The organism is Flavobacterium sp. GW821-FHT11G01 (assembly GCF_058808175.1).
Window position 1 is genome coordinate 371,311 of sequence record NZ_JBXARK010000003.1, and the last position, 12,534, is coordinate 383,844.

The following is a 12,534-nucleotide window of genomic DNA, read 5'->3' on the forward strand; positions in this document are numbered from 1 at the left end:
AACATATGAAAAATATAATTAAAACAATTTTACTTTCTGTAGTTGTACTCGGGATGAGCTCATGTACAGAAGAAAAAATATTGGATTTAACTCCAATAAACAATATTGCAGATACAGATGCTTTTGCAACCCCTTCATTAATAGAATCTTACATGAATGGTGTTTATAATGCTGCTGCAATTGGACAATATAATGCTGCATCAACCAGTCCAAATGGTGGTCGAGGTTATATCTGGGGAGCTGCTTTTGTTGAACAAGGAGAAGCTAGAGGTGAAGATGTTGTTAACATGGCTACTTTTTACCAATTAACTTATCAGGCGGATTATGATCCTACTACAGCAAATAATGTATATTACTGGATTGACGGTTATAGATTAATCGGTAGATGTAATCTTATGATTGAGGGAACTACTGATGCAGTTGCTAAAGGTATTATTACAAAAGCAGTTGGTGATAACTATATCGGACAAGCTAAATTTTTAAGAGCAATTACTCATTTTGAAATTTTAACAAATTTTGCAAAACCATATAATTTTACAGCTGGTGCAACACATCCTGGAATTATTTACAGAGAAGTAGGTGTAAATACAGCTGCTGAAGTAGCAACAGAACAACAGAAACCAAGAAATACTGTTGCTGAATGTTATGCAAAAGTTTTAGCTGATTTAGATGATGCTGAAAAATTGATTACATCAAATGGTTTTGCTGGGGGAAGAGTAGTTTCTAAAGCAACAAAATCTGCTGCAATCGCATTCAAAACCAGAGTTTATCTTCAAAAAAGAGACTGGGCAAATGTAATTGCTGAAGGAACTAAATTAAATGGTCTTTATACATTAACGGCTGATCCGGCTACTCCTTTCGTGTTAGCAAGTAATTTAACTAACACTGAGTCTATATTCTCTATTGCGCATTCTGCAACAATGAATCCACAGACTAATGCTGCTTTGGCAAGTATATTAAAAAATAGAGGTTTAGTTGCAATTAGCCCAATTCTTTGGAGAGATCCACAATGGTTGGCTGATGACAAACGTAGAGAAGATGGAAAAATGATTTTCACTTCAGCTGGTATAAAATATACTAATAAGTATACAGATATTACAAACATGTCAGATGCTGCTCCAGTTATCAGATATGCAGAAGTAGTATTGAATATGGCAGAAGCTCAGGCTCGTTTGTCGAACTTGCCAACAGCTCTTACTTTGTTAAATTCTATTAGAAATAGATCTTTAGCTAATCCAGCAACTCAGGCTTATACTGCTGCTTCTTTTACTACAAATGCTACTATGGTAGCTGCTATTCTTAAAGAAAGAAGAATTGAGTTTTTACAAGAAGGTCGTAGATGGGCTGATATTCACAGATTACAAGGTGATGATTTAGCTCCTATTGTTGGAATTCCTGCAAAAGTAGCTAATGCTACTCCTGCTACTGCTGCGTATGTATTAGGTAACAGTTATGTTATTACAACTCCTATTGCTGCTATTCCATATGCTGATCGTAGATTCATATGGCCATTACCACAAACTGAAATAAATACTAATCCAGGTTTACAAGGACAAAATAATCCAGGTTGGTAAAAAATAAATATTTTGATTTTCTAAAACCCTCAATCATTTTTGATTGAGGGTTTTTTTATTCAGCTTTAGTTCGATATAAAAAGTTCTCAATCATAATGATTTGTTTTTTTATACGTTTTTATCTTTTACCTTTGCTTGACAAATTTTGCCAAAATAATTATATATAAAGCTATCAAATGAGAATATTCTTTTTTCTATATCTATTAATTGTACCCACATTATTGTTTTCTCAGGAAAAAACGAGTTCAAAAAACAGTTTAGATATGAATACAAAATATTCAAGTATAACTGATACAGTAAAAAAGAAAAAGGCTTTAATAGCAAAGATTGATCAATATAAGATTTATACGTTAGAACATGATACTATTTATGCCGATACGTCACTAACATTAAAAAGTGCGTACAAGCAAAACTATTTAAGAAAAGATAATTTTGGTCTTTTGCCATTTTCTAATATTGGGCAAACTTATAATACAATACAATATAGTTTAACTGATTTTTCTCCTTATCCGGAAATTGGTTTCAAAGGCAAACATTTTGATTATATGGAAGTCAGCGATATAAGATATTATTCTGTTGCAACGCCATTAACCGAGCTTTTTTTTAATACAACAATAAACAAAGGACAAAACTTAGATTCATTTATAACACTGAATACTTCTAAGAATCTAAATTTTTCTGCAGCGTACAGAGGATTGCGTTCTGAAGGTGATTATATAAATCAATTAGTAAGTGCAGGAAATTTTCGTTTTACGACTAGTTATTTTACAACAGATAGAAGATATGTTTTAAATGCTCATGCTACATTCCAGGATATTACCAACGAAGAAAATGGCGGAATTACAAATTCTGAAAATTTTGAGAGTGAAGACCCGGATTTTAAAAACCGTCAACGATTGCAAGTGTTTTTGACTGATGCAAAATCATTATTAAAAGGAAGACGTTTCTTTTTTGACCATGCATTCAGAGTAAACTCAAAAGATGGTAGTAATAATTTGTATGTAACACATCAATTTAATTATGAATATAAATATTTTCAATACTTGCAACCAACCGTTCTTTCGATTGTAACACCTACAGTTGGACCAAGTCAACAGGTTGAACGTTTTGGAGAATCTTATGCTAGTAGCAATATAAATGATGAGACTCGTTTTGAGAAATTATACAATAAGGTTGGACTTGCCTATGAAAATTCACTTTTGGGAAAATTCAATTTTTTTGTTGACGATTACAGATCAAATTATAAATATGACAGAATTATCGTAAATAGTGATGGTACTGCTATTCCTGATAATTTATTTCTGCAGATTAATAATGTTGGAGGACAATATGAATATCAAAAAAATAAGTGGAATGGTCGTTTTTTATATACAAGATCAATTACAAATCAATCTCTTTCTGATTTAGATGCAAAATTGAGATACAATCTAAATGAGAAAATTCAATTCGATTTTAGATATAGAAACTTAAATAAGTTACCAAATAACAACTATAATTTATATCAAAGCAGTTACGTTAAATATAATTGGTCCAATAATTTTAAGAATGAAAAAATAAATCAACTCAGCGCCAATGTTTTTACACCTTGGTTAAATGCTGAAGTTGAGTATTCTGTTTTAAAAGATCATTTGTATTTTAAAGATGATTCCAGTCCAGCAGAAGCTTTAGCATATACTCAAATCATAAAGCCTGAACAATATGGAAATGTAATTAATTATTTGTCCATAAAAGCCAGTAAGGAGTTTAAATTTGGCCCATTTGGATTAGACAATACGCTTTTGTATCAAAAAGTAGATCAGTCAGATTTGATTTTGAATGTTCCTGATTTTGTAACTAGAAATACGTTTTACTATTCCAGTTATTTTTTCAAAAAAGCATTATATATGCAGACAGGAGTTGTATTTAATTATTTTACCAAATACTACGGAAATGATTATAATCCTGTTATTGGTGAATTTTTTGTTCAGGATACGAAAAAAATTGGAGGTTATCCATTATTCGATCTTTTTGTAAACGCCAGAATTCGCCAGACTAGATTTTATTTAAAAGCCGAACATATTAATGCTTTATTTGCAAAAAGCGATTATTATTCGGCACCTAATAATCCATATCGTGATTTTGTTATCCGATTTGGTTTAGTTTGGAATTTCTTCCAATAAAATTAGGACTATTTAGATTTTTAGAACCAAATATTAAATAAACATAAAATGGACTTTTCAAAAAATATTTTAGAAACAATTGGTAATACACCTTTAGTAAAGCTCAACAAAATTGTTGCTGAAATCGATGCGTTAGTATTGGCAAAAGTCGAAACTTTTAATCCTGGAAATTCTGTGAAAGACAGAATGGCCGTAAAAATGATTGAAGACGCAGAGGCAGACGGCAGATTAAAACCGGGCGGAACTATTATCGAAGGAACTTCGGGTAATACCGGAATGGGATTGGCATTGGTAGCAATTATCAAAGGATATAAATTGATTTGTGTAATATCAGACAAGCAGTCAAAAGAAAAAATGGATATTTTGCGCGCTGTTGGTGCCAAAGTTGTAGTTTGTCCTACTGATGTTGAGCCAACAGATCCACGTTCTTATTATTCAGTTTCAAAGCGTTTAGCAGAAGAAACACCAAATTCGTGGTATGTAAATCAGTATGATAATTTATCAAATTCATTAGCACATTATGAGCAAACCGGACCAGAAATCTGGAAACAAACAGATGGAAAAATCACTCATTTTGTTGTTGGAGTAGGAACCGGAGGAACTATTTCTGGAGTTGGAAAATACTTAAAAGAAAAAAATCCAAACATCAAAATTTGGGGAATTGATACTTATGGTTCTGTTTTTAAAAAATATCATGAAACCGGAGTTTTTGATGAGAACGAAATTTACTCTTATATAACAGAAGGAATTGGGGAAGATATTTTACCTAAAAATGTCGACTTTTCTTTAATTGACGGTTTTACAAAAGTAACAGATAAAGATGCTGCCGTTTATACGAGAAAAATTGCAATGGAAGAAGCTATTTTTGTTGGAAATTCTGCCGGCGCTTGTATTAAAGGCCTTTTACAGCTTAAAGAACATTTTAAGCCAGAAGATGTCGTTGTCGTTCTTTTTCATGATTCAGGAAGTCGCTATGTAGGTAAAATGTTTAATGATGACTGGATGCGCGAGCGTGGATTTTTAGAAGAAAACGTAACGAAAGCCGAAGATGTGATTAAAGATCATATCGATAAAGAATTGATCGTTGTTCGTACCGAAGAATTAGTGTCACATGCTATCGAGCGTATGCGTAAGTATAAAATTTCTCAAATTCCGGTAGTAGATATTAACGGATTTGTTGGTTCTGTTGATGAAACAGATTTGTTTAGAAGTTATGTTGCGGATAAAAATGTTGCAGAAAAACCAATTAAGGAAGTAATGGGAAAACCTTTTCCGATTGTGAAATTAGGAACTACGATTGAAGAAGTTTCTAAATTATTTACCAAAGAAAATGATGCTGTTTTGGTAGATTTGGGAAATGGAAAACATCATATTATTACAAAATATGATATTATTGGATCTATAAAATAAGACAATTTTAATAACATTATAAATCCATAAATCGGAGTTTTAAGACTTTGATTTATGGATTTTTTTAGCTAGAATATTTCAAAAATGAATTTTACTGCCATAGATTTTGAAACCGCTACGGGTTATCATCCTTGTTCTGTCGGAATAGTTACGGTTCAAAACGGAATTATTGTTGATGAGTTTGTTTCTTTAATTAAACCTCCAAATAACATATATAATCCGTTTACGATTCAGGTTCATGGTATTTATCCTCGTGATACAGTTAATGCAAAATCTTTTTCTCAGGTATTTCCTGAAATCGAAAGAAGATTAAAAAATAGAGTAATTGTAGCGCATAATGAAAGTTTTGATCGTAATGTATTAATGAAATCAATGGCGCTTTACGGTTTACAATATGAAGATTTGAATATTGCATCACGTTGGGAATGTACGGTTAAAATTTACAAAGCAAAAGGATTAAAACCAACCAAACTAAGTGATTGTTGTCGTGAAATGAAAATTCACTTAAATCATCATGAAGCTTTATCTGATGCGCGTGCTTGCGCTAAGTTGTATTTGTTAAAATAATATTATTTTGTAAGATTAGTACTAGTTTTTATTATTTTTAAGCTTTTTAATTTTAAAATAAGCTTAAAAATGAGAGAAGACTTTCTTCATTATCTCTGGAAATTCAAGAAGTTTGAAACTTTGAATTTAAGAACAACTCAAAATGATCCAATTGTAATTATTAAGACAGGAGATTATTTAGAACTTTCAGGCCCGGATTTTTTTAATGCTCAGATTAAAATTGGAACTCAGAAATGGGCTGGAAATGTTGAAATCCATTTAAGGTCATCTGACTGGTATGTGCATCATCATGAAAAAGATCCGGCTTATGAAAATGTAATTTTGCATGTAGTTTGGGAACACGATACAGAAATCTTTAATAAAAACAATACAGAAATTCCTGTTTTAGTCCTAAAAGATTATGTTTCATTAGAAGTGGTAAATAATTATCAGTCTTTAATATCTCCAAAATCCTGGATTTCTTGTGAAAAGCAAATTGCTCAAATTGATGAATTTGTTTTTAAAAATTGGCAGGAAAGATTATTTTTTGATCGTCTGGAAAGAAAATCGAAATTTATTTATGATTTGTTAGAAGAGACGAATTACGATTGGGAGTCTGTTTTATTCTCTTTGTTAGCGAAGAATTTTGGATTAAACACTAATGGAAATACTTTTTTACAAATCGCTAAATCAATTCCGTTTTCTATCATTCGAAAGGAAAGTTTCGAAATTGAAAATCTTGAAGCTTTGCTTTTTGGAACTTCAGGTTTATTAGATTTTGAAAAAGAAGATGTATATTTTAATGATTTGAAAATTAGATATTTTTATCTTTTGCATAAATATCAATTAGATAAGGTGTATACAGATCCACTTCAATTTTTTAAGCATCGTCCGGATAATTTTCCAACAATACGGCTTTCGCAGTTAGGGAGTTTATACAATAAGCATCAGAATTTATTTTCTAAAGTAATTATGCTAAAGTCTGCCAAAGAGGTTTATGGTCTGTTAAACGTTACAACAAGTTTATATTGGGAAAACCATTATCAGTTTGATAAAGAAAGCTCAAAGAAGCCGAAAGCTTTATCAAGATCATTTATAGACTTGTTAATTGTAAATACTATTATTCCTTTACAATTTGCATATTCAAATAAAATTGGAGGATTTAATGTTGAAGATCTTATCTTATTTATGAATGAAGTTTCTCCTGAAAAAAATGCCGTAATTGATAAATTTGAGAGTTTTGGAGTTCTTTCAAAAAATGCATTTGAAACTCAAACTTTACTGGAACTCAAGAATGAATATTGTAATAATAAAGCTTGTTTAAGATGTGCAATTGGAATTGAATTGCTTAAAAATAATTAAATAATTAGAAAATGCAGCATTAGATAATTTTGTATTTTTGTCTAAAATCTAAAATCTAAAATCTAAAATTAGGAATGTCAGCCATTTTAAAACTTAAATTTTTCTTTGAAAAATACGGATTTCATGTTTCATCACGATTAGCTGATAAACTCGGAATGCGTGTTACTAGTGTACGATTGTTTTTTATTTACATTTCATTTGTTACTGCTGGTTTAGGTTTTGGAATCTATCTCACATTAGCATTCTGGATTCGTTTAAAAGATTTAATTAGGGCAAAAAGAACTTCAGTATTTGATTTATAAAAGTAATTTTAAAACATAAAAAAAGGGTCATATAATTTATATGACCCTTTTTTATGTTTTATCTTGAATATTATTTTTCCGGATTATTTAATTTACTGTTTTTCTTACCGTAAACAAAGTAAATAACGATACCTAATGCCATCCAAATTACAAGTCTTGCCCAGCTTTCATTCGGTAATGAATACATTAATGCTAAACAAATTACAATACCCGCAATCGGTACAAAAGGAACCAATGGAGTTCTAAAGGCTCTTGGAGCATCTGGCATTTTTTTACGCATTACCATCACACCTATACATACTAATACAAATGCCAATAATGTTCCAATACTTACCATGTGCCCTAAATCACTTACAGGAACAAGCCCTGCAAATAAACTTACGAATACTAAAAAGAAAAGATTAGTTTTCCATGGAGTACGGAATTTAGCATGAATTTCACTGAAGAAAGGAGGTAATAAACCATCTTTACTCATTGTATAGAAAACACGGCTTTGTCCCATAAGCATTACCAACATTACAGAAGTATATCCAGCTAAAATAGCCACGATTAAACCTGTTTGTAAAAAGTCATATCCTGTTACAGCAAAAGCAGTTGCAGCAGGTTTTGCATCTCCTGCAAATTTATAATAAGGTACAAGTCCTGTCATAACGTGGGAGAACAAAACATATAAAATTGTACAGATTACTAATGACCCTAAAATACCAATTGGCATTCCTTTTTGAGGGTTTTTAGCCTCTTGTGCAGCAGTAGAAACAGCATCAAAACCAATAAAGGCAAAAAAGACTGTACCAGCTCCGGCAGCAATTCCTGACCATCCAAATTTTCCAAAAACACCAGTGTTTTCAGGGATGTAAGGAGTATAGTTTGTAGGATCAATAAATTTCCATCCTAATACAATAAAAATGATTACTACGGCAACTTTTACAACAACTAAAACGTTGTTTAATGATGCTGATTCTTTAGTTCCTTTAATTAATAATAAAGAAAGTAATGAAACAATAAAGATTGCAGGTAAATTTATAATTCCTCCATGAATAACCGTACCATTGCTAAGTGTTAATGTTTCCCATGGCGAACAGATTAAATCGGGCGGAAGATGAATATGAAACTTTGCCAGTAATTCAAGCAAATATCGAGACCAGCTAACACCTACGGTTGCAGCACCCAAAGCATATTCTAAAACTAAATCCCAACCAATAATCCAGGCCATAAATTCACCCATAGTAGCATAAGAGTAAGTGTATGCGCTACCCGCAACCGGAATCATTGATGCAAATTCAGCATAACAAAGTCCCGCAAATGCGCAACCTACAGCTGCTAAAATAAAAGAAATTGTTACCGCCGGACCTGCGTGGTCAGCAGCTGCAATTCCTGTTAGCGAAAATAGTCCCGCTCCAATAATTGCTCCAACTCCAAGTGCAACAAGCGAACGTGAAGATAAGGTTCTTTTTAGTCCTTTTTCAGATTCGGATGCTTCACCGAGCAATACCGAAAGAGGTTTAGTTTTCCAAATTGACATACTATTATATTGGTTTATTGTTATTAAGCTCCAAATGTATCGTTTTTTATAAAAAATAAAAACAATTATATTGTTTTAAGTTATAAAATATCAAAAAATTATGCAAAATAGGCAGTTTGTAGTTGTTAAGTACTGAAATTCATCAATTTAATTAAAGTGTTAATGCGGATTGAATAATTTAATAAAAAATAATTTTTTTACTATTTTTCCTAATAAATTGATATTTTAGTGCTTAATTTATCCTTTTTAAAACGATTGAAAATTTTATTTTAATGGCTAATCTTAAAACGCTCGCGTTATATTTTAAATTTACAAGACAGCAACGTACAGGAATTTTTTTACTTTTTGTAATTATTATCGGATTGCAATTGGTTTATTTTTATGCTGATTTTAATTCACCTGAAAAAAACGTCCAGGAGAAAGAGGAATGGATGTCTCTGCAATCAGAAATTGATTCTCTTAAGCTTGTTAAGTATAAGGAGAAACCAAAGGTTTATCTTTATAATCCAAATTTCATTACGGATTATAAAGGATATAAACTCGGAATGTCTACTCAGGAAATTGATAGACTTTTGGCTTTTCGAAAAGAAAATAAATTTGTGAACTCTGCAGAGGAGTTTCAACAAGTCACTAAAATTTCTGATTCCTTATTAAAAACTATTTCTCCCTTTTTTAAGTTTGCTAATTGGATTCAAAAAGAAAACTTCAAAACAGAGAAGAAAGAATTTATTAAGAAAGCTGATTTTAAAAAGGAAAAGATTGTAATTTTAGATATAAATGAGGCAACTCAGGAAGATTTGGTTAAAATATATGGTATTGGTGAAGCGCTGTCTTTGCGCATATTAAAACAAAAAGAAATAGTAGGATGTTTTGTTTCTATGGAGCAGATGAATGATGTTTGGGGACTTTCGCCTGCAGTTATTGCTGAATTGAATTCTCATTTTAAAGTGGTAATACCTGTAAACTTTAAAAAGATAGCAATAAATGATGCCTCTTTAAAAGAATTGTCTCAGTTTTCATATTTCAGATATGCATTGGCTAAACAAATCGTCACGTATAGGAGTATGAACGGAAATTTTAAAAATATTGAGGATTTGTCAAAAATTAAAGGTTTTCCTGTTGAAAAAGCAAAAATAATTAGTTTATATTTGGAGTTCTAAAAAAAATAGCCAACAATGAATTTTAATTATAACGAAACACAGTCAATGATTGCACAATCTATTAAAGATTTTGCTGAAAAAAACATTAGACCTAATATAATGGAATGGGACGAAGCACAAATTTTTCCAATTCCGCTTTTTAAAAAATTGGGCGAAATGGGTTTCATGGGTGTTTTAGTGCCTGAAGAATATGGTGGGTCCGGATTAGGTTATCATGAATATATTACTGTTGTAGAAGAAATTTCACGAGTTGATCCTTCAATTGGTTTATCAGTTGCCGCTCATAACTCATTATGTACAAATCATATTTTGACTTTTGGTAATGAAGAGCAAAAGAAAAAATGGCTACCTAAATTAGCAACGGCAGAATATATTGGAGCTTGGGGTTTAACAGAACATAATACAGGTTCTGATGCAGGAGGTATGAATACTACTGCAATTAAAGATGGTGATTTCTGGATTGTAAATGGAGCTAAAAACTTTATAACACATGCAATTTCAGGAGATATTGCTGTAGTTATTGTTCGAACAGGAGAAAAAGGAGATTCAAAAGGAATGACTGCATTTGTATTTGAAAAAGGAATGGCAGGATTTACTTCAGGAAAAAAAGAAAATAAATTAGGAATGCGTGCCAGTGAAACTGCTGAGTTGGTTTTTGACAATTGTCGTGTACCTGATGCAAATAGATTAGGTGAAGTTGGCCAGGGATTTGTTCAGGCAATGAAAATATTAGATGGTGGCAGAATTTCAATTGGCGCTTTGTCATTAGGAATTGCAAAAGGGGCTTATGATGCTGCTTTGAAATATTCTAAAGAAAGATATCAGTTTGGACAGCCAATTAGTAGTTTTCAGGGAATTTCATTCAAACTAGCTGATATGGCTACAGAGATTGAAGCTTCAGAATTGTTGCTTCACAAAGCGGCTTTCTTAAAACAAGAACATAAACCAGTAACAACGCTTGGAGCGATGGCTAAAATGTATGCATCAGAAGCTTGTGTGAAAATAGCGAATGAAGCAGTTCAGATTCACGGTGGTTATGGTTATACTAAAGATTTTCCTGTAGAGAAATTCTACAGAGATTCTAAATTATGTACGATTGGAGAAGGAACAACTGAAATCCAGAAATTAGTTATATCGAGGAATTTATTGAAAGAGTAAAGTAAAAATTGTGCTACAATCTATTCTCTTTCTTCTATATTCTTTTTTCTTTTAAAATAATTCACAATTTATAACTTGTAATTCAAAATTAATATATACTTTTGCAGCCTTAACGAGAGGAGGTGTCTATATTATGTTAATTATACCAATTAAAGACGGAGAAAATATCGATAGAGCATTAAAGCGCTATAAAAGAAAATTTGATAAAACAGGAACTGTTCGTCAACTAAGAGCACGTACTGCTTTTATTAAGCCTTCTGTTATCAAAAGAGCTCAAATTCAAAAAGCGGCTTACATCCAAAACTTGAGAGATAGTTTAGAGAGTTAGTATTAGCTTTTTCAAAAATAATTACCGTTAGTTATCAATATTTTGATACTAACGGTTTTTTTATGCTTAATTTTGAGATAATATATATAGGTAGGATCTTATTTATGAAAAAATAACATATGAAGTCAAATAAAGATGCATTTCGTGATTATCTTCAGTTGGAGAAAAAATATTCGCCACACACGGTTAATGCTTATTTGAATGATATTATTTTTTTTGAAGCTTATAATAAGGAGAATTTTGAGCAGGAAAACATTGAGCAGGTAAATTATAATCAAATTAGGAGTTGGATTGTTTTTTTGGTAGATCAGAATATTTCAAATGTTTCTGTAAATAGAAAAATGGCTTCGTTAAAAGCTTTTTATAAATTTCTTTTAAAAACAAAACAAATAGAGGTGAGTCCAATGTTGAAACATAAGGCTTTGAAGACTCCAAAAATTGTTCAAATTCCATTTTCTGAAAAAGAACTTTCTGATTTAATGGGTCAGGTGGGTAGTCCTGTTGGTTTTGAGGAAGTGCGTGACAAGCTTATTGTGGATATGTTTTATACAACTGGAATGAGGCGTGCAGAATTAATACATTTGATGTTTTATAATGTTGATTTAACTTTAAATGTTGTAAAGGTTTTGGGTAAGCGTAATAAAGAGCGTATTATTCCTGTTTTGCCGATTATTGCAGATCAGCTTAAATTGTATCTTGATGAGCGGAACTCGGTTGAGAATATCGTAGATGCAGATTATTTTTTTATTTCAAAAAAAGGATTAAAATTGAGTGAATCTTTTGTGTATCGATTAATTAATTCTTACTTTAGTAGAGTCTCAGAAAAGGTAAAAAAAAGTCCGCATGTGCTTCGGCATACTTTTGCGACTCATTTGCTAAATAACGGGGCGGATTTAAATTCAGTTAAGGAGTTATTAGGACATTCGAGTTTGGCATCTACGCAAGTTTATACTCATAATAGTTTAGCGGAGCTTAAAAAAGTATACGGGGATGCTCATCCTAGAAATAAATAA

At 31.4% G+C, this 12,534-nt stretch carries 11 protein-coding genes; 10 read left to right on the top strand and 1 reads right to left on the bottom strand.

Going from position 1 to position 12,534, the window contains the following annotated elements:
• Nucleotides 1–5 precede the first annotated feature (5 nt).
• The 6 genes from AC1RRN_RS08575 (at nucleotide 6) to AC1RRN_RS08600 (ending at nucleotide 7,353) form a co-directional block, all read left to right on the top strand.
• Complete coding sequence (locus AC1RRN_RS08575) at nucleotides 6–1,574, top strand: RagB/SusD family nutrient uptake outer membrane protein (RefSeq protein ID WP_492966904.1); 1,569 nt, start codon at nucleotides 6–8, stop codon at nucleotides 1,572–1,574.
• A gap of 176 nt (nucleotides 1,575–1,750) precedes the next feature.
• Nucleotides 1,751–3,733, top strand: a complete 1,983-nt coding sequence (locus AC1RRN_RS08580; protein ID WP_492966905.1) for a putative porin — start codon at nucleotides 1,751–1,753, stop codon at nucleotides 3,731–3,733.
• A 48-nt stretch (nucleotides 3,734–3,781) separates the two neighbouring features.
• Nucleotides 3,782–5,143 (top strand): pyridoxal-phosphate dependent enzyme, encoded by a 1,362-nt coding sequence (locus tag AC1RRN_RS08585; protein WP_192185711.1) that lies wholly within the window; start codon nucleotides 3,782–3,784, stop codon nucleotides 5,141–5,143.
• A gap of 84 nt (nucleotides 5,144–5,227) precedes the next feature.
• Nucleotides 5,228–5,710 carry a 3'-5' exonuclease gene (locus AC1RRN_RS08590; RefSeq protein ID WP_492966906.1) on the top strand — a complete coding sequence of 161 codons (483 nt, stop codon included), beginning with the start codon at nucleotides 5,228–5,230 and terminating at the stop codon, nucleotides 5,708–5,710.
• Between the two features lie 69 nt (nucleotides 5,711–5,779).
• Entirely contained in the window at nucleotides 5,780–7,051 is a 1,272-nt protein-coding gene (locus AC1RRN_RS08595) for a DUF2851 family protein (protein WP_492966907.1), read from the top strand.
• 74 nt (nucleotides 7,052–7,125) lie between these two features.
• Entirely contained in the window at nucleotides 7,126–7,353 is a 228-nt protein-coding gene (locus tag AC1RRN_RS08600) for a PspC family transcriptional regulator (protein WP_026985787.1), read from the top strand.
• A 70-nt stretch (nucleotides 7,354–7,423) separates the two neighbouring features.
• Here the strand turns inward: AC1RRN_RS08600 and AC1RRN_RS08605 are convergent, their stop codons facing one another.
• The gene (locus AC1RRN_RS08605; RefSeq protein WP_492966908.1) at nucleotides 7,424–8,875 is read right to left on the bottom strand and encodes an amino acid permease; all 1,452 of its coding nucleotides are present in this window, start codon (nucleotides 8,873–8,875) and stop codon (nucleotides 7,424–7,426) included.
• A 272-nt stretch (nucleotides 8,876–9,147) separates the two neighbouring features.
• Between AC1RRN_RS08605 and AC1RRN_RS08610 the strand changes: the two genes are divergently transcribed.
• From AC1RRN_RS08610 to AC1RRN_RS08625, 4 genes are all read left to right on the top strand, one after another.
• Nucleotides 9,148–10,035, top strand: coding sequence for a ComEA family DNA-binding protein (locus AC1RRN_RS08610; protein ID WP_492966909.1), 888 nt, complete (start codon nucleotides 9,148–9,150; stop codon nucleotides 10,033–10,035).
• A 15-nt stretch (nucleotides 10,036–10,050) separates the two neighbouring features.
• Entirely contained in the window at nucleotides 10,051–11,193 is a 1,143-nt protein-coding gene (locus tag AC1RRN_RS08615; RefSeq protein ID WP_492966910.1) for an acyl-CoA dehydrogenase family protein, read from the top strand.
• A 133-nt stretch (nucleotides 11,194–11,326) separates the two neighbouring features.
• The gene (rpsU, locus tag AC1RRN_RS08620; RefSeq protein WP_035684969.1) at nucleotides 11,327–11,521 is read left to right on the top strand and encodes a 30S ribosomal protein S21; all 195 of its coding nucleotides are present in this window, start codon (nucleotides 11,327–11,329) and stop codon (nucleotides 11,519–11,521) included.
• Nucleotides 11,522–11,640: 119 nt separating this feature from the next.
• Nucleotides 11,641–12,534, top strand: a complete 894-nt coding sequence (locus AC1RRN_RS08625) for a tyrosine-type recombinase/integrase (RefSeq protein WP_492966911.1) — start codon at nucleotides 11,641–11,643, stop codon at nucleotides 12,532–12,534.